The organism is Kosakonia pseudosacchari, assembly GCF_900184035.1.
GTDB classification, from domain to species: Bacteria; Pseudomonadota; Gammaproteobacteria; order Enterobacterales; family Enterobacteriaceae; genus Kosakonia; species Kosakonia pseudosacchari.
Genome location: NZ_FXWP01000025.1, coordinates 126,437 through 148,785, shown reverse-complemented (window position 1 = coordinate 148,785; position 22,349 = coordinate 126,437). Strand labels below are relative to the sequence as shown.

General features: G+C 48.2%; 22 protein-coding genes. All 22 read right to left on the bottom strand.

The window, feature by feature from the left end:
• Positions 1-20: 20 nt before the first annotated feature.
• The 22 genes from BN2591_RS19285 to BN2591_RS19185 all read right to left on the bottom strand — a co-directional run bounded on the left by BN2591_RS19285 (position 21) and on the right by BN2591_RS19185 (position 22,288).
• A complete protein-coding gene (locus tag BN2591_RS19285; protein ID WP_086873456.1) occupies positions 21-1,181 on the bottom strand; it encodes a hypothetical protein in 1,161 nt (386 codons plus the stop codon).
• 3 nt (positions 1,182-1,184) lie between these two features.
• On the bottom strand, positions 1,185-1,451 hold the full coding sequence (locus BN2591_RS19280; RefSeq protein ID WP_425268959.1) for a PAAR domain-containing protein: 267 nt from the start codon (positions 1,449-1,451) through the stop codon (positions 1,185-1,187).
• A gap of 453 nt (positions 1,452-1,904) precedes the next feature.
• Positions 1,905-2,135, bottom strand: coding sequence for a hypothetical protein (locus tag BN2591_RS19275; RefSeq protein ID WP_086873455.1), 231 nt, complete (start codon positions 2,133-2,135; stop codon positions 1,905-1,907).
• Positions 2,136-2,271: 136 nt separating this feature from the next.
• Entirely contained in the window at positions 2,272-2,826 is a 555-nt protein-coding gene (locus BN2591_RS19270; RefSeq protein ID WP_086873454.1) for a hypothetical protein, read from the bottom strand.
• Positions 2,823-3,293: a hypothetical protein gene (locus tag BN2591_RS19265; protein ID WP_086873453.1), complete on the bottom strand. Its 471-nt coding sequence runs from the start codon at positions 3,291-3,293 to the stop codon at positions 2,823-2,825. Before BN2591_RS19265 ends, BN2591_RS19270 begins: the two co-directional genes overlap by 4 nt.
• A complete protein-coding gene (locus tag BN2591_RS24390) occupies positions 3,290-3,517 on the bottom strand; it encodes a hypothetical protein (protein ID WP_143468270.1) in 228 nt (75 codons plus the stop codon). Before BN2591_RS24390 ends, BN2591_RS19265 begins: the two co-directional genes overlap by 4 nt.
• 13 nt (positions 3,518-3,530) lie before the next feature.
• Positions 3,531-3,881, bottom strand: a complete 351-nt coding sequence (locus BN2591_RS19260; RefSeq protein ID WP_086873452.1) for a hypothetical protein — start codon at positions 3,879-3,881, stop codon at positions 3,531-3,533.
• 417 nt (positions 3,882-4,298) lie between these two features.
• Complete coding sequence (locus tag BN2591_RS19255) at positions 4,299-5,051, bottom strand: hypothetical protein (protein ID WP_086873451.1); 753 nt, start codon at positions 5,049-5,051, stop codon at positions 4,299-4,301.
• Between the two features lie 148 nt (positions 5,052-5,199).
• Positions 5,200-5,682, bottom strand: coding sequence for a hypothetical protein (locus BN2591_RS19250; protein WP_086873450.1), 483 nt, complete (start codon positions 5,680-5,682; stop codon positions 5,200-5,202).
• Positions 5,679-8,432 carry a glycoside hydrolase family 19 protein gene (locus tag BN2591_RS24805; protein WP_244173037.1) on the bottom strand — a complete coding sequence of 918 codons (2,754 nt, stop codon included), beginning with the start codon at positions 8,430-8,432 and terminating at the stop codon, positions 5,679-5,681. Before BN2591_RS24805 ends, BN2591_RS19250 begins: the two co-directional genes overlap by 4 nt.
• A gap of 28 nt (positions 8,433-8,460) precedes the next feature.
• The gene (locus BN2591_RS19235) at positions 8,461-8,913 is read right to left on the bottom strand and encodes a DUF3828 domain-containing protein (RefSeq protein ID WP_086873449.1); all 453 of its coding nucleotides are present in this window, start codon (positions 8,911-8,913) and stop codon (positions 8,461-8,463) included.
• 11 nt (positions 8,914-8,924) lie between these two features.
• Positions 8,925-11,282: a type VI secretion system Vgr family protein gene (locus BN2591_RS19230; RefSeq protein WP_086873448.1), complete on the bottom strand. Its 2,358-nt coding sequence runs from the start codon at positions 11,280-11,282 to the stop codon at positions 8,925-8,927.
• A 147-nt stretch (positions 11,283-11,429) separates the two neighbouring features.
• Complete coding sequence (locus tag BN2591_RS24800) at positions 11,430-11,666, bottom strand: lysozyme inhibitor LprI family protein (RefSeq protein WP_244173036.1); 237 nt, start codon at positions 11,664-11,666, stop codon at positions 11,430-11,432.
• A gap of 96 nt (positions 11,667-11,762) precedes the next feature.
• On the bottom strand, positions 11,763-12,158 hold the full coding sequence (locus BN2591_RS24795; protein WP_244173035.1) for a hypothetical protein: 396 nt from the start codon (positions 12,156-12,158) through the stop codon (positions 11,763-11,765).
• A 64-nt stretch (positions 12,159-12,222) separates the two neighbouring features.
• Complete coding sequence (gene tssH / locus BN2591_RS19220) at positions 12,223-14,862, bottom strand: type VI secretion system ATPase TssH (RefSeq protein ID WP_086873447.1); 2,640 nt, start codon at positions 14,860-14,862, stop codon at positions 12,223-12,225.
• A gap of 177 nt (positions 14,863-15,039) precedes the next feature.
• Positions 15,040-15,531 carry a type VI secretion system effector Hcp gene (gene hcp, locus BN2591_RS19215; protein ID WP_017457535.1) on the bottom strand — a complete coding sequence of 164 codons (492 nt, stop codon included), beginning with the start codon at positions 15,529-15,531 and terminating at the stop codon, positions 15,040-15,042.
• A gap of 4 nt (positions 15,532-15,535) precedes the next feature.
• Entirely contained in the window at positions 15,536-17,212 is a 1,677-nt protein-coding gene (locus BN2591_RS19210) for an OmpA family protein (protein ID WP_086873446.1), read from the bottom strand.
• Positions 17,212-17,937: a type VI secretion system protein TssL, short form gene (gene tssL / locus BN2591_RS19205; protein ID WP_086873445.1), complete on the bottom strand. Its 726-nt coding sequence runs from the start codon at positions 17,935-17,937 to the stop codon at positions 17,212-17,214. Before tssL ends, BN2591_RS19210 begins: the two co-directional genes overlap by 1 nt.
• Positions 17,934-19,283, bottom strand: a complete 1,350-nt coding sequence (gene tssK, locus BN2591_RS19200; RefSeq protein WP_086873444.1) for a type VI secretion system baseplate subunit TssK — start codon at positions 19,281-19,283, stop codon at positions 17,934-17,936. The genes tssL and tssK overlap by 4 nt, the downstream gene beginning before the upstream one ends.
• 18 nt (positions 19,284-19,301) lie before the next feature.
• Positions 19,302-20,849, bottom strand: a complete 1,548-nt coding sequence (gene tssC, locus BN2591_RS19195) for a type VI secretion system contractile sheath large subunit (RefSeq protein WP_086873443.1) — start codon at positions 20,847-20,849, stop codon at positions 19,302-19,304.
• Positions 20,850-20,881: 32 nt separating this feature from the next.
• Entirely contained in the window at positions 20,882-21,379 is a 498-nt protein-coding gene (gene tssB / locus BN2591_RS19190; protein WP_086873442.1) for a type VI secretion system contractile sheath small subunit, read from the bottom strand.
• A 276-nt stretch (positions 21,380-21,655) separates the two neighbouring features.
• On the bottom strand, positions 21,656-22,288 hold the full coding sequence (locus BN2591_RS19185) for an ECs1377 family protein (RefSeq protein ID WP_086873441.1): 633 nt from the start codon (positions 22,286-22,288) through the stop codon (positions 21,656-21,658).
• Between the last annotated feature and the right edge of the window lie 61 nt (positions 22,289-22,349).

Below are 22,349 nucleotides of genomic sequence, written 5' to 3'. Positions count from 1 at the left end.
ACGGTAACAATCCCTGATTATTATTCCGGGGTGACAACGCAGAGCTGTCGGTAGTCTGGTGATGATTCGGTCACAACCAGTTGTGCTTCACGGTCAGCGATACTCTGGCGGGTTGCGAGAATTAAGGCCTGCCAGGGAGCCGTCACACCGGCGAAACCTGCCACGCTGTCGATATTGACGTAACGCTGCGTCGTCAGCTCCGGTGCATAAACGCCGCAGGCTGTGCTCAGCGCATCGCTGTAAGCCAGCGCTCCTCCGGTTATCCAGCCACGTAGTTTTGCGTCTTTCTCAAGCCCACCCCATAGCATCGCGTGGCGTAGCGCATGGCTCATATCACCCGTGTGATTAATTTGCGGACGATGAATACGCGCTGATTCCGATGGCGTATCTTTGAGGCGGCAGTTGGTCATCAGCATTACTGAAATGGCTTCCCCGGAATCATTCGCAGGAACGTCATTCAACTGTGCGCTGATCACCAGCAATGCAGAAGGTTTTGCATAGTGGTAGTCGAGCCAGTAATCAATGATCTGCAGTCCAGAGAGGTCACGGATGCGGATCACGGGGCGGATAATCCCCAATAACCAGTTGAGCGAGATATCAGGCAACTCTTCGGCTAGATCCAGCGCCAGATAGCAGGTCATAGCTTCAGGTAACGTCGCCAGCAACAAGTTGATATGTTCCACCACCTCGTACTGGTATCCGTCCAGCACTTCAGGCGCGCTCCCCTCTTCTGCTAAACGGGAGTGCCTGACGGGCTTTCCCGCGCCACGGGGCATCACCGGTTGCAGTACGGGGGATTTAGCAAGTGCTGCGTGTTGAGTGGCTACATGCTGGCGCTCCAGGTGATTCACCAGATATTCACCAGCAAACCAGGCGAAGCGCTGCCCACGATCTTTATCATTGTCGTGACGGGCTTTGATGGTTCTGTTTGCCGCATCCTGCCCCACACTCTTGTACTTGTAGCCCGCACGGCGAGCCGAGAATAGGGCTCCCCAAATCAGCACCGGCAGCACAACAGCGAAAAACCAGAATCCTGGGCCAGAACGCTCATCCGGCCAGAACAAAAAGGTCAGCCCCATCCCCATAGCCAGAGCAAAGGCGCCGAAAATCAGCCAGTGTAGAGTTACCGGACGTGGCGGTTTGGCTTTCTTTTCCGGAATCCTTTCCAGAATGACAGGCATGGCTCAGCCCACCAGTGCATCAGGGAGAGAACTGATCAGTGTGCACCCACAGGCACATTTATGACCGTGAAATGCCACCGGCAGCCCGTTATCAAGATAGTCGGGGTTGCCTTCAGTAATAACTGTCGGGCCATGTCCTTCCTGCGGGCAGGATACCTTGTCGCCTTTACGGGCTACGCCAATGCCACCGAAAACCATAGTTGACGAGCCTGACTGAACTACACCGCCATGAGTGGTTTTATCGCCAATTCGAACAATTCTTTGCACCATATTTCCTTATTTAATCGTTATATATAAATCTTCACCCCTTAACCTGCACAAACTACATCCGTTAGCTTTAGTTGATCCTCTATCCGTCTTTTTCATCCGGCCAGGAAAGCAGGTTTTCATTCTGGTAACCTTTAGTACGGAAAGCCATAAACTGTATGTTTCATTAATTTTATGAGTAGCACCAATACTTTTCCCCAAATCATTTATAATGAGACTTTAGATACATTTCAATTTCTGCAGAATTTTTATATTTAAAATGTAACTATTCACCATTAAACTCACCATCAAGACCATTAAGATTCTGGTCATTTTTGATTGAAGAATTTATAGAAATGTTTTTAGAGGAATATTTATAGCCATAAACTTGATATGAGGTTCCATTTATCTTTTCCGCAGAATGTCGATGCACCCAAGAGATTAATACAATTACATTGATTTGATTCTGTACTTTAGTCAAAAAATTGTTTCCACATGAGGTTCATCGCCATCCACCTCATAAGCTTCAATTTTAAAAGCTTTACCATCGACTTCGTAATAAAAGGCCAATGGATAATTAACTTCATCTTCATACTTAATATAACCGCTGACATCGTCGACTTTAAATGTCCTTTGCACGGAATCTGCTTGAGCGACTGGATAAAAAAGAAAAGTTACCATATAAAACAAAAAAACATTCGCACGCAAATTGCCAACCCTTTTTATAATAAACACACAAAAAAATCAAAACCTTTCGCTAAAAACAGATAAAAACTCACATTAATCATAAAATTGATTACGGAAAAACAAAAACTTTATCATTCATGTAAGAAACGTCATCTATTTAATCACTTCTAATGTTATCACTTCTGAAAGAGTTAGGAAGGCAGTCACTGGATTGGATAACTTTGTTGTTTTTTATATCAAACGAGATTGTATATTCGTTTTTTTCAGATCCATTAATTATATCAATAATATAACCATATTCACCGAGTCTGAATCCATAATATGTAATGCCCATCTGGCTATCCGTGAAGCGCTTCAGTTTATTCCCTTCGTTAAAAACATTTATCGACTCAATTAAGCCCATCCTTTTAACGATATATTTAATTTCTTTTGTTTCGCTATCGATAGAAAGTGAAATACCTCCGGAGGATTTTCCTGGCAAGAGGCATGACACAATCACTACATCAATATACTCCGAAGCAAACAAACTTACTGGCAATAAATATAAAACAACTCCATAAAATAACATCCTTAATAACACCATATGATTTTCACTATACCTTTCAAAAAAAATCAACATCGAAACACAAAGATTAACTTCCAAAAAAATCAATGTTAATTGAGCCATATTTGGTTTAAAAATAACAACTATGATTTTAAAAATCAGACTCATGGGAAATTAAACCTGTTATTTCTCACAAAAGCATCATCAACGTCTTCAATACTATTCATTTTAATGTTTTTTTCTCCGAACGAATTTGAGTCACATCTCCTGGAACTAATAACGCCACCATTTTTTTTGACATCAAGATAAGCAACTACACCTGGTTTCTCCTCTGGCACTCTTAGTACATAAGAATAGACACCACGATTAAATCCGAGATAAGTCGTATACGTTCCTAAGTCTATCCATCTTTTAAGTTTATTTTGAGAATCAAAATCCACAGTTAATTCTGAAACATTACCTTTACTGAACGTATACCTGATCGTATCGTCTTCCTTCTTTGCACAAAATGCAGCTACTGAATTAATTTTCCCCGGAATATCACATGACGCAATAAGTATTTCACCAGACTGGCACTCACTGGCATATGAATAATTAGCTACAAAAGCGATCAGAACAAATGAGATAATTTTCATAAAAAAACACTTTCACAAAATATATAAGCGGCTTGTCGTTCAGCAAGCCTCATATCTCCGCCATTAACTACGCGTGTAACATCAGCAACATCGTCGTACCCGCGACCTTTTTCTATATTATAAGGTTTATATTTAATCCAGAACCAAAGTGCGCGACGAATAGCATATGTCATTTCATTAATGTCTAAAACTCCAGGTTCTATAGCACCAGAAACAACCATCATTTCATTTTTATTATTATGTCATAAGCCCCTCGTCAGAATTATAAATTTCAACATCACCCACTACTCCATCTCTAAATGAGTTTTTGCGCTGTATTATTACTTGGACACACTTTTTATCACACCACTCACCGGTATAACCATTATCTGTTTTGGTAAGTGTCATAGTCGCCACACTGTTGTTTGTTCTCTGCTTTAAATCAAGAGAATGAGAGTTAGCTATTCCATTTAGTAAAATTTTCTTTTCGTACTTGTCATACATATAACTGCCAGGAACAATGATTTTGGAGTTAAAAATATTAATTACATAGCTATTTTTGCCAATACCCGCCGAATACACTAAAGAAATAGAGTATTCAGAATTCATTGTAACTGAAGCCTTGCAGAATATTGCAGATATACACAAAAAAAGATAAAATATTGCCTTCATTAAATTCACTTCACCCCAAATGCACTTTTGGCTATTGATAACTTATTAATACGCTCCTCCATATGGCTCGACTTCTTAGCTTTACCTGAATAATAAAGATGCTCCTGCACAGCCAACCCATTGATATAAACTGAAACTCAACAAACATCATTCTTATCGGCTTTATCGTTTAGCATACCTTGGATTTTCTGATAATTGATTTGTACTGGACACTGATAACGCTATGCCAATTTCTTCATTGTTAATTTTTTCTGAGATATATTTGGCACTTAGCATAATTATAACGACCGGTAATTTGATATTTTTTTTCGATATCAACAACAGCCCCCCTTTGCCAGAGTCATATAAAAACGCCTAAGATTCCTTGGCGTTACTTAGCAAATATGAAGAACATATCCATGATGAATTTAAAGATGGAACAGCCGGAATTAAGCTCTCCATTCCATTATCATCTTTAAAAAAAAGCACCCGACTCATAACGTCACTCACATACACAATCCAAGGATTATTTTCATATACTTCACACAAGCCACCAGCACTTATTGATGCGATTAGATATGTATTATCCAAGAATGATTTTTTATCTGTATAAACTTTGTAAATCGTTTGCTTTTTATCTTTGTAAGTTTCTATAGAAATATATTCAACCTCACCAGATAACAAAAGAGAGGTGTCTACAGAGTCAATCTCGCTTTCAATATCATTAATTTTTTCATCTATTATATCATGGTAATTAGCGACATTACTTTCATTTAATCCACAGTTCGCTTCCTTTGTGAAAACACCATTTTGTTTACTTTTTAATTTATAATACAAACAATCAATATAAAATTTTTTGTCTCGAAATCCCAATGTTGCGTATGTAGTCCAATCATGCAAGGAACGGCTATCCGCAATAATAGCCGGGAGCCCATGAAAAAAATCAAACGCATAAACTGGATTCCCTGCATAGTCCTCTTTAAAATTGAATGTCGTTATCTCATTACCATCTTTTGCAAAAATCTGATGGTTACTTTTATCGTATCCATATACAACATTTGCTGTTGCCAAAACATCTGTTGGCATCACAGCAATAAGATTCATAAGGAAAAATATACATTTATTCATATTAAAAACCCTTAGGAACAGATGAAGTTTTTTCCAAAATAGCATGAAATCTTTTTTTACATAAGGCAAACCCACAATCAAAAATATTAACGAAAATTCAAAACTTTCGCTAAATATCAATAAAACTTTTTACATCAATCATAAACGATTACGGGAAAACAAAAAATCTATCATTCATGTTAGGAACGTCATCTATATAATCACTCCTAATGTTATCACTTCTGAAAGAGTTAGGAAGGCAGTCACTGGATTGGATAACTTTGTTGTTTTTTTTGATATCAAACGAGATTGTATATTCGTTTTTTTCAGAACCATTAATTATATCAATAATATAACCATATTCACCGAGTCTGAACCCATAATATATAACCCCCATCTGGCTATCTGTGAAGCGCTTCAGCTTATTCTCTTCGTTAAAAACAACTTTCAACTCTGTTTTCCCCGCCCTTTTAAAGCCATAACTAATTTCCTTTGTTAAGTTATTAATAGAGAGCGTAACTTGTTTCCCTTCCTCTCCTGGTAACAAGCAAGTGATAATTTTAATCACATTTTGTTCTTGCTCAGCAGTCACAGCCCCTGCTGATAAAAAAAAGTAAAGAACAACCCCTGAAAACACTTTATATTTTTTCATTGAAATACCTGTTCGCATAATGCATATGCTTCTTGTCGTTCAGCCAATCCCATGCTCCCACCGTTTACCCTTCTTGTAACAACAACAACATCACTATGACCTTTGCCTTGATCTAATAAATATACTTCATAATGCAACCAAAACCATAAAGCGCTTCGAATAGCGTAAGGCATTGTATTTATTTTCTCGGGATCCGAAACAGTATCAGGGGCTTCATCATTCCAATATTCACTATACCCTTCCATAAACCCATGATATTTTTCATATCCAGTAACTTGAATTAGCCCTCGCCCCCTGAAATTATAGCCGTCATCTGGATTGCTCTGCCTATTCCCATTTAATCTTAGATAATGCTTACGACCTATAGCTTGCTCATCCGCACGGCGAGTTATTCTCCCCGCCGAGTTTTTCTCATAGCCATCAGTTTCCGACTCAGTTGAGTGTTCTCGGTAATATTGGCTAAAGGACCTTAAAGTCGAGGGAGAAAATTGAAACCCCTCTGTTTTACCTTTCATTTTCGGACCAACCTCTCCTTTAATTTGGGAAAAGAAATGTCGCAACCTTGTTGGAGTATCTAACTTAAATACCTCCAACCTCCCTTGCAGTTCAGAAACTACTGTATTTAAATCAGCATCTGAGGCCTCTGGGAAAATAGTTTTTAACTGAGCATAAGTAACATCATCACTGGCACCAACAGCCTTAAGAAAAACAATAGGATGCATATGCCATACCGCTTTACCGGATGTAAAGGGCTCGACCTGACTCATCCATTCCACATCATCCAGCCACTTCTTCACAAACGCTTTACGCAGCGGATCATAGGTTTCGAAAAACTTCGACCATTTAGGATCGCTGCTACCGCCAAACCACTCACTGACATGTTTCACTGCCAGCCGGGCCGCAATATCGCGAATACCCATTTCAGGGTGATGAACGGCATTGTAAAGCTCTGCCCCGGATAGTTCTCCGTCCTGATCGCAGTCCAGCTTAGCCGCCATGGCCTTGTAGAAATCAGACATTTGTTGTTGCTGAATTCCGCGCTCCGGTACCATTTGCCCGGAAATGGTTTCAAAAGTGGATTTGACCCAACCTTCCATCAATGACGCCGACATATCAGGCGTAGATTCCTGAACGAGAGCAGAACAACCGAGCTTCCTGAGGTCGTACTGATTGAATTCTTCTACTTCGTTCTGACTCAACCAGCTGTTTTCAGTGATCTGGTAATATTTCTTCCCGCCACTTTCATTCGGATTACATTTATCTTCAGGAAGAACGGCATGGATATCTTTTCCTACCATAGTCGAAGTCTGCCTAAAGGTATCATCTGACTTGGTATACAGCTTGCTGTCTGGCTTGATACGAATATATTTACGACCGGAGGTTACTGCACCGGGGTTATCCAGAAAATCAGGCATACGGCTATCTTTACTGAGAACTTCGATATGTACGTATGTGCTACCGCTAACTTGCCCCATTCCCACCGGAACAATATCGTCACCCAAAAAGCCAATCGCCTCCCCGGCGCTGATGTTCAGCGTCGTTGCAGGTTTCACCGCGGCATCAAAGGTGCCTTTCTCGACCGCTTTCTGCATCCAGACTGGCAGATGCGCATACTGCTCACCATCAGGCTCCATGTATTTTTTCAGCAGGGTAACCCAGAAAGTCTTTCCGATAGTTTTTCCATTCTTATCCAGCTCCAGCGCCAGTCCGAATGGCTGAGGTTCAGGTCCATTCAGAAATGTCGTCTCCCTCAGAACAAGGATCCGACTGCCTTTCGCCAGATAACCCTCTTTTACCGGGGCCGGAGATGGTTTTTTTCCCTGTTGGCTGCTTTCATACATATCTGCTTTGCGCTTCATTACTGTGCTTTTCGCTTTCATACATTTACATTTCTGAAATGCCGCGAGTGGAGCCAGTCCCATATACAGTGAGTAAAACTCAAGCCAGGTATTTGCTTTCTGAGGGTCTGGCTTGCAGATTGACTTCACCAGCACAAAGGTCGTTGAGTATTGCAATGTCTGGTTGTTATAGGTGCCCGTCTTGTAGTCCCGATTCAGTCGCCAGGCCACCACTTCACCGTCAACCATACACTGAAGCGGAACGGCAGTATCGATCGTTTCGGCGTTAAGCGTGGAACCTGGCGCTGATTTTTCAGAGATATGGATACCGCCATGCCACATACGATTGGTGCCAGCCAGCCAGGAACCATGCGGTTCCTTTCCAATAAGGTCCATCATCTCATCCAGCGTAGCGTAGCTCTCGCCATTCTTCTTACGGGCAGGGAAGCAGGTTTTCATCGGCGCATTATCCGGGATTTCACGCTTTTCTGAAGTTTGACCACCAGCATCCTTATGCCGATAAAAAACATAAGCTGGTTTTGCTTTGCGATAATCACCACCGGGATAATAGCCATTACTTTGTTTGAAATCCGATACCCATTGCTGCCCATTGAACATAGCCATATGTCCATAAGGGTGGTCTTTTTTTATTTCACCTTTTGCAAAATCTTCTTTAATAAACCCTTGAATAATAACTACGTCACCGGGCAGGAAACAGTTTGTAGAAGGTATTACATTAAACCCTCTTTCAAGCAACGCAGGGCCATAGTCTTTTGCCGATACGATTGAAGGCCAGCTGTTAATATCACCGCCAGCATTAATTGCGGCTTTAACATAGCGAGCACAATAACCTTTGGATGATGCCTCTGCATGTTCGTTTAAATGCTTAACTGCTTTTTGTACGTCCCACATAAAACTATCCTTAGTTTATTTATGCGAGTTACTTGCTGGAGGCGACATGATCGATTTTCCAGCACCCATGAATAACATTCAGGGATACGTCATACTTTTTCTTTATGTTCGTAATACCCAGTATTAACTCAACGTTTGCATAGTGTTCAGCCGTTTTTTTTACTTTCTGAACCGAAATGTTATTTACCCAATCCTCAAAAATGTCCTGCGCATCGGTAAAATATTCTGCATCCAGTTCATTTTCTGACAACGATTTTTCAAGCTCCCGAAGCAATCTCGGAGATACCCATTTGTTCAACTTCTGCTTATCGTTAACAGCGGTTGAAGTCAGGGGATACTTGTTCTGATTGAGCTCATGCAAATACCAGTGATAAAAATCAGAGGTGGTTTTTTCCGGGGAAACACAGCTTAAATTAGCAGCACTGGCAACACCAACCGACGCGATAAAAATCATGGCTGTAAAAAAAGAGATAATCTTCATTCCTGTATTCCTTAGCGTGACATAACGCCGTCTGACGCAGGCGGCACAAGCTCAAGCGTGGATTTATCGAAAACAGGCGGCTCACATTGCATATTTGCCCCCGCCATCGGCACCTGATAGCGAGCCGCTTTCGTAATAAAATCCCCCTTTGTTCCATGCTCAATTCCGCTTTCGCTTAGCTTCAGGTAGGAACCGCCCCCGTTCAGCGTCAGGGTTTTCGGAGTGCTGATGGTGATTTCATCTTTACTGCTGGTGATCGTGAACTGCTGGTCAGCGCTCATCTCGAGTGTGCTATGCTGGGCGCGTATTTCTACGTTGCCCTGATTAGCAATGATCTTCGCACCACCTTTATGGGCAAATAGCCCCAAAGAGTGTTCAGCACTCACCGTGACATTCTTCATTGCTCCGATATCGACATGCTGCCCTGCGGTAACCATGATGTTTTTCCTGCTGGTCAGTTGCAGATGCTCACCAGAAGTAAGGGCAATTCCTTGCGGAGCAGAAACAAGTACCACAGCGGACTGCAAATCTTTCAGGCGGTTTTGGATCAGGTTATTCTGCGTTTGAATATCACATGTCAGGGCTTTCGCCTGTTCAGCAGCGCCGTTCAGCGCCTGCATCTCGCTGTTGGCCTGAATAATCTGGCTGACCGCCGGATTCATCTCCAGCACTTGCCCCTGGCCTTTGACCTGAGCATCCGCTGTCAGGTAAATTCCACGGGCAGCGCGCACAGCACCAAACTCATCGGTGCGCAATTCAAAACCAGCACCGCGCTTTTCGCGCCGGTCATCAACCAGATGGCCGATATTGAGCTGGGTTTTGCCGAACTCCGTCGCGAGCTTGATGTGCTCTTGCTGGCGCTTATCTTCCATGCGGAGTTTATTGTTCGCAGGCGTTCGCAGAATGTTTCGCGTGTGGTTATCGCGAGTGACGTGATCCGGATGTTCAGAATCATGTTGGGCATAGGCGATATACGGACGGTCAGGATCTCCAGCATCGAACATCACCGAAACTTCGGTGCCGTCGAGCAATGGCGCGTGGAAACCGTAATTATCTCCGGCATACGGTTTCGCCATACGCAGCCACAGATAGGCATAACCCTGTTCGCTGTCGCTACGGTCGAAATCCAGCTTCGTACGATAGCGTCCCTGATTGTCCAGCCAGGCACAGGTATCGCCTTTCTCGGTGCTCTCCACGCGAGCGGGCAATGTACCAGCAATCACCGGGCGATTATGTAGCGGCGGGCGATAGCACACGGCTTCGCTGTAAGGAATACCGGTAAAGGTCATCTTAAAGCTTTGCTTACGTGAACCACTGCTTTGCACAGCGGTGATAACGATGCCGTCTTTCAGGTTGGCAGGAAGCGCCCCCTGCGGTTCAAGTACCTCGCCCGGTGCCAGAACCGGGCTGGTTGTTTTACCAATGACTTTCTGCTGCGCATTCAGAATACGTTCATGACGCAAACGGGCATAGTACGCCCCACTCTCCGGGGTTTCGATATCGCCTTTGCTCAGAAAAGGCTCTGCGTAGTGATACACCTCACCCGTGGCTATGCCATCCGTGGTACGGACAGATGCAGAACTGTCCTGTGGTGTAAGCGCCTCGCGGTAGTTGTAATCACGGTTGGCGACACTTTCTGACACCACCTGATGGGCGGTTTTAATATCCCAGACGCTGAGCTGCCCGTTATCGCTGGTACGTGACGGCGGGATCAGCGGGAGAGTTATGCCAAACTGATACTGCTCCAGGCTGTCCTGGAAAATCACCACATCCTGTTCGAGGCGGACATCCATTTCAAAGCGCCAGAAGATGCCGACTTCAGCCAGTAAACGCTGCACAAATTCGAGGTCGGTTTCGCGCCACTGGGTGATCAGTTCACGTGCCGGATAATCCTGCGACAGACGGAACTCAAAATCAGCGCCTTCCAGCCCGTGTGAACGCAGGATTTTTTCCACCACTTCAACAACGGACTGATTGAGATAAATCTCGCTGCGCTTTGTGTACTGCAACAGCGCGATGCGCGGCACAATTTTCAGCGTATACCAGGTTTCATCTGCAGACGTTGAAAGACGCTGGAATGTCTGCACTACGCCATAAACAGTACGCAATGGCGTGGCTGGCATGCCGTTATACAGTGGAACCTGGAGCGTGAACGACGCCGGTTTAAGCAGCATGCTGTCGCTGGCAATATCGCTTTCAGTACAGGTCACTTTAACGGTGTAGTGCCACGGTTCGCTGAGCTTTTCTTCTGCCTTAAAATTGAAGACATCCAGAAAGTGCGGGCAGTCGTGAACGACCAGCTTGTAGCGAGACATACTCAGTAATGTGTCGATTTTTTCCTTCGCCAGGGTAATTACGGAATCACTCATCCTTTTACTCCTCTCTCCCGCACCTTCTCAGTAGGCAATATCTACGTAAATAAACGACATGAATTAAAATATTTACTCATTATCGCCGGTTAAATAGGAAATCCTTTCGTTAGTCATTTTTGTCTGGCACTGATAAATATTAACCCGCTACAGCATAGTAATTGTTTCTGCTTTGCCATCTGGAATTTTTCCACATTTCGCCACTTTGTTATTAACCCATACAATCTGTTCTTTCTTCATTGAATTTCGTGCTGAGTCGGGTAATTCTTTCCATACAGCATTCAATTCACGATCGGCGCTTGCATAGGCAGACTGTGCTAACTTCAATGAACTCTGCGAAAGCGTACTAATAATCTGGTCTTTATTTACTGCCAGTACGCTCATATTGAACATAGCCGCAGAAACGTCAGTCTAGTTAAAATTACTAAAAAGAATATCTTTATTATTATCAGCAAGTTTGGCCATATAGGTAACGCCGTTTCAGGTAACGCCGCTGTTGTTTACCTTTCCATTATCGCCCGTGACATACTGCAAATAATGAGGATCCTTGCTTACAACATCCAGCGTATCTTGTGGAATTTTAATTGAAATCGCCGCACTGCAATCCAGACCATCCCCTCCTGAGCCTGATGTGGAGACATTTGTAAGTTCTACTTTCATGCTATTCAACATATTCTGGTAAACGGAAACTGGTTTATCGTAATTAAACCGAATTTTTGTGATAAAACTGCTTTGCAACATACCCGATGCCTCATCCTTGATATATCCGCCAGGCGCTTTTACTGCATCATCTCTGCCACATTTAAAATCGTTTGAATCAAATAATCCGGCATTTGCTGCATTAGAAAACGCTGCAACAACGGTTAATAACGCCATTTTTTTAAAGATTTTTTAATTCCCTTTTTTAGATACTAATTGAGTTTTGTAGATGCTTTATCGCTTACTCGATGCCAAACACCAGTTCAACTCCCTCCTCCTCCCTCCAGCCAAGCGTCAGCATTTTCGGTTTCTGCTTCGCAGCCATATAGGTAAGCAACTGCTGGCTCAGCACCGGAAGAATTTGCTGATTAAGCAAGCTGTCGACGTTTCGTGCGCCAGTATCCGGCAGCAGGCAGGCGGCGGTCAGGGCATCATACAGGCTCTCGTCGACATGTGTGGCCAGGCCGTAATGGCGGTACAGACGTTTGCTCACCTGGGTGAGTTTCATTTCCACGATGGTGCGCATGGCAGTATGCGCCAGCGGACGGTAAATCACCGTCTGGAAGCGGGCGAGCAGCGCAGGCTGGAAATGGTCACGCAGGATCGGGCGCAGCAGCTCGTGGAGATCGCCTTCGCTGGCCTCTGGCTGTTCGTCGAGCAGCTGCATCAGGTTGTCGCTGCCGAGGTTTGAGGTCATCAGAATGACAGTGTTGCGAAAGTCAATTTCGCGGCCTTCGCCGTCGCGCATAAACCCGCGGTCAAACACTTGATAGAACAGATTCATCACGTCTCGGTGGGCTTTTTCCACTTCATCCAGCAGTACCACGCTGTACGGGCGCTTGCGTACTGCTTCGGTGAGAATCCCGCCCTGACCGTAACCCACATAACCCGGAGGCGAGCCTTTCAACTGGGATACGGTGTGCGGCTCCTGGTACTCGGACAGATTGATGGTAATCAGTGATTTTTCACCGCCATACAGCACCTCTGCCAGCGCCAGCGCCGTTTCGGTTTTACCGACACCACTCGGGCCGACCAGCAGGAAAACGCCCTGTGGGCCGTTTTCTGGCGTCAGCCCGGTTTTTGCCGCGCGCAGACGCTGGGCGATAGCCTCAAGGGACACATCCTGCCCGACCACGCGTTTGCCGATTTCATCTTCCAGGCTCAGCAGTTCGGTCTGCTCGTCTTTCATCAGGGAAGACAACGGCACGCCGGTCCAGTCGGCTATCACATTAGCGACAGTGCGCGCGTCGACATCAACGGAGAGCAGCGGGTTGTTGTGCTGGATGCCGCTCAACTCCTGCTGCAGCGTGAAGATTTCACTTTGTCGGGAGATGTCCTGGCGGCTCGCCAGCAGTCGTTCGGTGAGTTTCAGCTCCTGATCGTACCTGGTCTCAAGTTCGTCGAGTTCAGCTGTCAGACGCACCACTTCCTGCTCAATCGCCGTCAGGCGTTCACCGGGGCTCTGATTACCGATGGCGGTGTCTTCCAGCAGCGCCTGCTTCTCCATTTCCAGAGCGGTAATTTGCGAGCGAAGACGGGTCAGCCGTTCCGGCACGGTGTCGAGGCTCATGCGGACGCGGGCACTGGCGGTATCGAGCAGATCAACGGCTTTGTCCGGCAACTGACGGCCCGTCAGATAACGGCGGGAAAGTATCACAGCAGCGCGAACCGCATCGTCAGTGATATGCACCTTATGATATTCGGCGTAGCGGGATTTCAGACCACGCAGCATCAGACAGGCGGTATCGTCGTCCGGTTCGTCCACTTTCACCATCTGGAAGCGGCGTTCCAGCGCAGCGTCGCGCTCGAAGTATTGTTTGTATTCAGACCACGTAGTGGCGGCGATGGTACGCAGTTCACCACGCGCCAGCGCCGGTTTTAGCAGGTTAGCCGCGTCTGCGCCTCCCGCATGGTTGCCCGCCCCGATGATGGTGTGTGCTTCGTCAATAAACAGCAGAATCGGCACCGGCGATTGCTGCACAGCATCGATAACATTTTTCAGGCGCTGTTCAAATTCCCCCTTCACGCCTGCGCCCGCCTGTAACAACCCAAGATCGAGGGTGCGCAGAACGACAGATTTGAGCGATTCAGGCACGTTGCCTTCGGCAATGCGCAGCGCGAGTCCCTCCACCAATGCGGTTTTACCCACACCCGGTTCCCCCACCAGAATTGGGTTGTTCTTGCGACGGCGTGACAGAATATCCACCATCTGACGGATTTCAGTATCGCGACCGAACACCGGATCAATTTTGCCTTCTTTCGCTTTGGCGGTGACGTCGAGGGTGAATTTATCCAGTGAGCTCTGTAGCGCCGCGCTCAGTTCGCCCTCTTTTACTTCTGCCCCCACCGGGCAGCCGACCATTTCAACATCGCCACCGTAGTTCTGTGCCAGTTCTGCTTCCTGCTGCACTTCCGGGCGTTCGTCAGATTGCGCATCCAGCAGCGGGCGCAGGCGCTCCAGTTGACTTTGACCCAGCGTCAGCAGGGGCCACAGACCATCACAGTGGGCAAGTCGCTGGTTTTCCGTCAGCGCCATCAGCAGGTGAACACTGCGAATGTGCTCTTCTCCTGCGAGCGAGGCCAGCATCCAGGCTTCCTGCATCAGTTTCTGGATATCGGCGGATAGCTGCGGACGGCTGCGCACCGAGCGCGGTTGGTTATCCAGCCAGCCGAGCAAATCTTGCCATAGTGCATCCATATCCCACTCGTAGCGACGCGCCAGCACCGTCAGGTCACCTTCCCCCTGCTCCAGTAGTTTCAGCAGCCAGTGCTCTGGCTGGATTTCCGCATGCGCACGGGTCTGACAGAGCGAAGCCGCGCCTTCCATCGCACGGGCACAGTAAGGATTCAGACGTCGAAGCAAGATAGCTGGATTTTCCATGAAATTCTCTCTGTTGTCGGTTCCTGGACACGCTACCGCCCATCGCTGTTTCCCGTGAAGGGGACCAAAGCGCATGCGGTCAGGCTGGCAAATTGTGTGTTTCTTTGCTCAACGCCCATACGGACAGACATTCAGCAAAAAAGGAAAAGCGGACAGGGGGGACTGTCCGCTTGCGACTTACGCGGTGGCGCGTTCGTTCCAGGAATCGGAATGAATGATGTTGCCGTCTTTGTAGGTCCAGGTGATTTTTTCGTAGCGCAGTTCGATCTGCTCGAGGTGGTTGTGCTTCTCGTAAGAAGGGTCTTTGATGTCGTGCATCACCGGATTCACTTTCACTACTTTCACGTTTTCCAGTTTGGTGTTGAAGTACTCCACTTCCTGGCCCGCGTCGTTGATTTTGTACCACTTGAATTCCGCAGACTTCAGGGTCTGGCCGGTCGTCACCGCCTTGTACAGATACGGGCTGGAAGAATCGATTTCCTTGGTGAACAGGAACGGGGTGTGGATTCGGGTGCCGGTCAGCTTGCCGGTGTTGTTGTCAGTCGGGATGTACAGATTATGCTGCTGTGCAACGACTTCGATACTGCCTTCGCGATCCTGGACGTCCACAGATCCTTTGATGTCCGCGCCGCCGTCGTCCTTCAGCCAAAGATAAACAGGAATTGCCATGGAATTACTCTCCATTGTGTTGTGATACGCCATCATCCTGTGATGACGCTGAGGGTTTGCCCGGTAACTGACAGGCGTTGGCCTGCGGTACCAGACTGATTTCGACACGGCGGTTGAGCGCACGGCCTTCCGGGGTGTCATTGGTTGCAATGGGGCGACTTTGACCGTAGCCCTGCACCGCAAAACAGCTTTCCGGCACATCACCGGTGTCACGCATCCAGTCGCGTACCGCTTCGGCACGTTTCAGGGACAGTGTCTGATTCAGTTTCGGGTTACCGGTGTTATCGGTATGACCGGACACGACAATCAGCCAGGCGGGTCTGGCCTTGATGTCCACCAGAGAGTTGACCAGCAGTCTGGTAGAACCAGACTTGAGGTCTGACTCACCCGTGTCGAATAGCGACATGCTGTCGAGGCGGATAATTTTCGGTACCAGTTTTGGTTTTTGCGGCGGCGGTGGCGGAACATAAGTATCAATGGCCTGCTGAACACTCAGCCACAAACGCTCACCAGGATAGAGTCCCAGTCCGTAACGCTGCGGCTCGCCCTGACGCTTCCAGCGCTCCAGCAACAGGGCATCCTGTTGCAAGGATTGTAGTGACTGCGCTTTCGCTGCGTAGTGGGTCATGGGAATGGCGTACCAGCGCTGCAGATCAGCAGCGATCCGCCCAATAAGGGACTGGTTATGCAGAACGGACAGACCAAGCGCGCTGACGATGCAAAACAACAGGAACATCACCACAAGACGCCAGGTTTTCCCGCCCTGAAGCGGCATGGCATAAGGCGCAAGTAACGGCAGAACCGGATCGGCAAAATGCCACAGCGACGGATACGTTGAGCTGGAAGCTGGGGGCAGCAGTTTGGTATGGCGAAACAACCACTGCGGCCAGATGGCCTCGATTTCACTACGGACTGCCCCACTGCGCACAACCACCGCAAACGGGGTGACAACCGGACACAGGATGTCCGCTTTCGTCAGTTCATCCATCACCACCTGTTGCAGCAGGCTAACCGCATGAGACAGGTACGGCAGACAGATCACGTTTTCGGGCAGAGATCGCCACTCCTCCAGCGTTTGTGCAGGTTCATCCGTCGGGAAAAACAGCGGCGTGTTACCCCGTATTACGATCCACGGCGTTTCCGGCCCGGAAAATTCACCAACCAACACGACAGGTGGCATATAGCCGGAAAGATTTTTCAGCTGTTTCACCTGCTGACGCAGTTCCTTCAGAGAAACACGCAGTCGCCCCTCATCCTTGTGCAAATCTGGCAAGCAGCGGAACATCACCACTAATTGCTCGGCCATACCTGGTTCACGCGCGAGTAAATGATCAGCAAATTTGCTTAACTGATCCGTTGAACCCACTTTCAGATAGCAGCCCTGCGCCGTGGTTCGGCATGCTCCCTGCACAAACAGGTGGTCGTCAATATCACCGCACACCAGCAAAACCGGGCCGGTGAAACCTGCTGGTGGAGAAACACGCTTATCAATACGTTGACCGGCAGGCTGCTGGCGACGATAGCAGCTACACATCAGCAACAGCGCCACCATGAGCCCTGTCAGCGTCAGCACACTGTTAACCAGCACAGAGACATTCAGAAAACCCCAAATCACCCAGAGCGCGGCAGCCAGACAAATCAGCACCGGAAACGCAGCCCGTGGCAGTGCAGATTTTCGCATCAGCGCAACTCCGGGAGTTGCTGGCGCAAAAGATCCTTCAACCACAGGTGACCACCAGCCCAGACCAGTGCAGTGAGAATCGCCGACAGGATTATCCAGAACCATACGGAGCGCAGAATGTTGTAGCGGCGTTTACCGGTTTTCTGTACGACCAGGTCAACGCGAGTCTCCAGCGGTGGTACACGCTCATTAAGAGCCGCAACCACCTCTTCTCGCTGCGTCTGTCCGGCACCGGAGAGGGCAAACTGCCCCTGGAACCCCAGCGCAAGAACACGCTGGTAGCAGGTCAGCACCGCAGGAACCGGTGACGGCTGAAGCAATACTTCCGCAATGCGGTCATATAAGGCACCACCCGCACGTAGCGAACCAAAGTAACGGGCCTGCAACGGCGCTGCGCGCCAGGCTTTGATACCTTCGTCCATGTCAGCCTTCTGCAGTACCTCAGTGGCAAATTCATAGTCCAACGAATCCGCTTCTGCTGCAGCAGAAACGGGCTTGCGGTTCATCACCGCTTCATCCAGCAGGGCACACTGCGCATAGGTAATATGCGCGATGCTCTCGCTGTCGTAACCAGCGCGCTCCAGTGCTTCACGTACGCTCTCCACCTGTGCACAACAGTTTTTATAGAGCGCCTTGCCATCCGGAGCTCTGCCGCCGTGACGCAGTTGTGCCACTGTGAGCCAGGTATCCGCCATCAGGTCGTCGATATCGATATCCTTTCTCATGAGCGCAGCACCGCAAACAGTTCAAGTTCAAGCTCGCCCAACAATGACGGTACGTAGAACAAACACACGCCCTGCTCCAGCATCTCATGCGCCGCACGGCTCTCCATATCCAGCACGAAATACTGATTTTCCAGGCGCACCGGCAGTGCAGCAGGAACACGGGTGAGAGGGATAAGACCAATACCTTCCATCGCCACGCCGGTAATCTGCCCCACATCATCCGGGGTACCAGCCATGGCCATTTCAGTAAATTTCTCGGCCACCTGCCAGGCAGGCAGATTTGAACGGACAGACAGATAAAAATCGGCTTCTTCGCGCAGACGAATATCATGCAACACCGCTTTCCAGGTCTGCTCGTCCTGACGGGTCATATTCACGGCAACAACACGCGACGGCAGACTGGCTTCCAGCAGCTCGCTGATAAGTTCAAATAACGGCGGGAAGGTGTTTTCCGGGGCGTGATGGTCGTAGTCCGGGATCGCATCCAGATCGCGATCCAGAGAAAACGTCAGCAGACTACCCGCAAGTCGCGCCAGCTCTGCCCATACCTGTTCAGGGTGACGGGACGGAAAACGTTCGAACTCCGTCAAAACACGGGCATGCGTATTCAGCGCATTTAGCAACCAGAACAACGAGACATCGGCAACCGCAAAATCCGCCATGCGGTCATTGCTCTCTCGACGCATCGCCATCAGACGCTGGCGTCGGGAACGCAACTGGCGATTCAGCAGCACCAGACGTTCACGTAACAGGCTGCTCGCAGAGAACATTGCCATCGGCGGCACAAAGTCCGGATCCTGACGCCAGCCCCCCTGCCCGTTACGCAATAGACGAGCTACAGCGCAGGTCTGCCAGGCATCATTACTTTCATGATCAAAACGGAACGCAAGGTTGAAACGGGCCACTGCCATCGGTTCTTCTTCCTGACCGAATACATCCTGAACCGTTACCCACTCTTCGCGATAACGCAGCGGACGTTCGGCAGGCACTGTGTCCATCTGGACATTAACAATGCCGGGTTGCATCACTGGCAACGCAATCAGCACGGTCACACTATCCATCTGAGCGGAATCTGACAGTTCCACTTCTCTCGGCTCAGGCGGTAAATCACTGTTTTGTGTGTCAACCAATGTGCCATCAGGAAGCCACAGGCGCAGGGTCTGCACCTGCACCCGACCAGACGCGAGAAGGGCGTCATTGAGCTCTACACACTCAACACCCCAGGGAAAGGGGCTGTAAAGCCGCGACAATCCGGCACGGGAAAAAGAGTCCCACCCGGACTGTTGCTGAAACTGCTGTGGGGCCAGTAAGGCCCCTTCATGCCATAACGGACGATAAATCTTCATCCCTGGTTTTCCCTCGCCTTATGACTTCGCCTTCGGCATCTGGGAAACCAGTGACAGGTTGACATCCATGCCTTCGACCTGGAAATGGGGGATGGCATAGAGTTTGACGCGGAAGAATCCGGGGTTATCGTCAATATCTTCGACCACAACTTTGGCATCGCGCAGCGGGTGGGAAGCCTGCAGCTCGTCGCCCGGATCGGTCATTTCGGTGACCAGGCTACGCACCCAGGTGTTCAGCTCCAGTTCCAGTAACCGGCGATCTTTGGTGGTGCCGATGTTTTCGCGCTGAATAAGCTTCAGGTAATGCGCAATACGCGAGAGCAGGAAGATATACGGCAGGCGCGCATTGATACGGCTATTGGCGGTTGCGTCAGCGGTATCGTACAGCGCCGGTTTCTGCGTGGAGTTCGCGGAGAAGAAGCAGGCGTAATCACGGTTTTTGTAATACGACAGCGGAATAAAGCCGAGATTGGCGAACTCAAATTCACGCGTTTCCGGGATCATCACTTCAGAGGGAATTTTGACCTGATTGCCCGTGCCAAGGTCATAGAGGTGAATAGGCAGATCCTGAACGGCACCGCCCGCCTGCGGGCCGCGAATTTGTACGCACCAGCCGTTATTGATAAAGCTGCGAACCATATTGGCAGCAAAGGCGAACGAAGCGTTAGTCCACAAGTATTTATCGTGATCCGGCCCTTTCACTTCTTCAACATAATTGAAGCTGCGTACCGGCACGGTATCAGGACCATATGGCAGACGGCCAAGCACGCGTGGCATTACCAGACCGATGTAGCGGGAGTCGTCCGTCTCGCGAAAGGATTTCCACTTGATGTATTCAGCACGGTCAAAGTAGTTGCCGATATCTTTAATCGCCGCCACGTCCTCCATCGCGTCCTTGAGGAAGAATTTCGGTCCCGCAGAGCCAATAAACGGCATGTGGGCCGCGGCAGACACTTTCGAAATATTGCGCAACAAAGCGACATCCTGCGCAGAAGCATCAAATTCGTAAGCGGAGATCAGCGCGGCGATAGGCTCGCCACCCGGCGTGTCATACTCGTCGATGTAAGTATGTTTGTATAAACCGCTCTGGATAATTTCGGGGCTATCTTCGAAATCCTGGCGCAGATCGTCTTTGGAGAGATCGAGCAGTTCGATTTTAACGTTCTGGCGAAAATCGGTTTTATCTACCAGGGATTTCAGCCCACACCACAGACTTTCTACAGTCTGAAACGCCTCATGGTGCATCACTGCATCCAGTTGGCGGCTGATCTGGTAATCCAGCTCTGCGATATGGTGGTCAATCAAATTACGGTCAAGTTTTTCGACTTTCGAACCGGACTTTGTCAGGCATTCCAGGAACACCTGCATCCCGGCGGTCAGACGCTCATCGGCAGTAGCGTCCGACATTGCTTGCGCATCCTGCCAGATATCCAGCGCGCTTAACGCCGTTACCGGGCTCAGATTGATTTTTTCAAATAAAGAGGCATAGACACCTCCCGCTTGCGAGCCTTGTAAAACCACGCTTTCGCCGGTGGCGACACTTTCATTTTGTACAGACATCAACATTCCTTATTCATCTGTTAAAACTTCGCCAGCATTCATGGCTGTTTGGGCGCAAGGGATGAGAGCTCATCACGCAACTCTGCGCTGAGAGAGGGGTTAAGAAGAATTTTTTCTAATTCCTTTCGGAAAGTCTGATTATCGAGTAAGTTCGCTTTCAGATCGCGAAGCAGATTACGCATTGCCAGCATAGCTTTGAGCTGGGGAATTTGGCGGGCGACCTCTTCTGGTGTGAAATCTTTCATATCGCGGAACGTCAAGCTGATATTCTCTTCGCTACCATTACCAGCCAGTGTATTTTCGACAACCAGGTTAACTTTTGGGGAATAATCAGAAAGAACACTATTAAAGTTATTCTTATTAATATTGACTTTAACACGTTCGCTTAAAGATGCGGTTTCCTGCCCATGACTAAAATCACCCGCAACCAGTAATTTCAAAGGTAATTCTGTTTTTTTCTGTGCTCCGCCCGTATGCAGGTCGAGTTTCAGGTTGATACGCGCTTTCGGTATCTCCCGCTGGAAGCTATCGCTCATCGTTCCCTCTCTGTTTATTGTTTTGAGATATTTGCGCGTCACGGTCCCTGCGCATAACACGGGAACAATAAACCAAAACGGTTCATTTTTTTACAGCAAATACTAAAGATTAGGAATAAATAAAGGCTTTCAATTAATTTTTAATGCGCGAAGTTATTAATTGATGAGTTAATTAGCGCACTGTACTTTCCAGATAATATTATTACCGATAATAGAGCCGCGCTATATTTTCAGAAAGTATTCCTGAATGAATTTAAATATATCGCTAAAGTTTCTTTAACGCTGTTCAAGTTGATAATACGGTACCCGCCGCGTTGTGCCCGTCAGGCTATCGAATACATCCGTTTCTGCGGTGCTGATTCTCATCCCTTTCTTTCTGAGCCTCGCCACATCTGCGGCAAGCCGCTGAATGCCAAACCAGAATAACGCATCAAGCGCCGTGACCTGGAGCCCCTTCTCCAGCGCCAGCTTCAGGCGTTCGCGCGGGGCTTTAACCTCTTTAGCGATTTGCTGGTACGGTGCCGCCGTAACGTTGGTGGGATCAAGGCGACGGATACGATTGGAAAAGCGGTAGCTAAAAGCATCCGGAATAGTGCTTAAATCGCTTTTCAGACTGTAGGTACATCCCCAGCGGCTGCCGCTGATAACGGCGGGTTTACGGCTGATTTGCAGCTCATCGCGCAGGCTGTCGATAAGCTGCGGCGCACGAACCAGCAACAAACGAAAAGGCAGCTCCAGGCTGGTAACGTAATCCACATTCAACAATGCAATGCGTAAACGCTCCTGCGCCCCGGCCTGCGTCTGACGGCACTCGTCCATGACATCGGCCCACTGACGCGCCAGACGCGGCGTTTCATCAACGGCGGTGAAACTATATTTTTCAATCTGATAGTCGATACGCCCGCTCATCTTTGTCTGCCTCTGCTCCCTCGTTTTTACCCGCGAATCACTTTACCAGCGTGCAAATATA

Coding starts and splice junctions, on each gene's coding strand:
- BN2591_RS19285 (WP_086873456.1), bottom strand. CDS start 1,181: ATGCCTGTCATTCTGGAAAGGATTCCGGAAAAGAAAGCCAAACCGCCA.
- BN2591_RS19280 (WP_425268959.1), bottom strand. CDS start 1,451: ATGGTGCAAAGAATTGTTCGAATTGGCGATAAAACCACTCATGGCGGT.
- BN2591_RS19270 (WP_086873454.1), bottom strand. CDS start 2,826: ATGAGTCTGATTTTTAAAATCATAGTTGTTATTTTTAAACCAAATATG.
- BN2591_RS19265 (WP_086873453.1), bottom strand. CDS start 3,293: ATGAAAATTATCTCATTTGTTCTGATCGCTTTTGTAGCTAATTATTCA.
- BN2591_RS24390 (WP_143468270.1), bottom strand. CDS start 3,517: ATGATGGTTGTTTCTGGTGCTATAGAACCTGGAGTTTTAGACATTAAT.
- BN2591_RS19260 (WP_086873452.1), bottom strand. CDS start 3,881: ATGAATTCTGAATACTCTATTTCTTTAGTGTATTCGGCGGGTATTGGC.
- BN2591_RS19255 (WP_086873451.1), bottom strand. CDS start 5,051: ATGAATAAATGTATATTTTTCCTTATGAATCTTATTGCTGTGATGCCA.
- BN2591_RS19250 (WP_086873450.1), bottom strand. CDS start 5,682: ATGAAAAAATATAAAGTGTTTTCAGGGGTTGTTCTTTACTTTTTTTTA.
- BN2591_RS24805 (WP_244173037.1), bottom strand. CDS start 8,432: ATGTGGGACGTACAAAAAGCAGTTAAGCATTTAAACGAACATGCAGAG.
- BN2591_RS19235 (WP_086873449.1), bottom strand. CDS start 8,913: ATGAAGATTATCTCTTTTTTTACAGCCATGATTTTTATCGCGTCGGTT.
- BN2591_RS19230 (WP_086873448.1), bottom strand. CDS start 11,282: ATGAGTGATTCCGTAATTACCCTGGCGAAGGAAAAAATCGACACATTA.
- BN2591_RS24800 (WP_244173036.1), bottom strand. CDS start 11,666: ATGAGCGTACTGGCAGTAAATAAAGACCAGATTATTAGTACGCTTTCG.
- BN2591_RS24795 (WP_244173035.1), bottom strand. CDS start 12,158: ATGGCGTTATTAACCGTTGTTGCAGCGTTTTCTAATGCAGCAAATGCC.
- tssH (WP_086873447.1), bottom strand. CDS start 14,862: ATGGAAAATCCAGCTATCTTGCTTCGACGTCTGAATCCTTACTGTGCC.
- hcp (WP_017457535.1), bottom strand. CDS start 15,531: ATGGCAATTCCTGTTTATCTTTGGCTGAAGGACGACGGCGGCGCGGAC.
- BN2591_RS19210 (WP_086873446.1), bottom strand. CDS start 17,212: ATGCGAAAATCTGCACTGCCACGGGCTGCGTTTCCGGTGCTGATTTGT.
- tssL (WP_086873445.1), bottom strand. CDS start 17,937: ATGAGAAAGGATATCGATATCGACGACCTGATGGCGGATACCTGGCTC.
- tssK (WP_086873444.1), bottom strand. CDS start 19,283: ATGAAGATTTATCGTCCGTTATGGCATGAAGGGGCCTTACTGGCCCCA.
- tssC (WP_086873443.1), bottom strand. CDS start 20,849: ATGTTGATGTCTGTACAAAATGAAAGTGTCGCCACCGGCGAAAGCGTG.
- tssB (WP_086873442.1), bottom strand. CDS start 21,379: ATGAGCGATAGCTTCCAGCGGGAGATACCGAAAGCGCGTATCAACCTG.
- BN2591_RS19185 (WP_086873441.1), bottom strand. CDS start 22,288: ATGAGCGGGCGTATCGACTATCAGATTGAAAAATATAGTTTCACCGCC.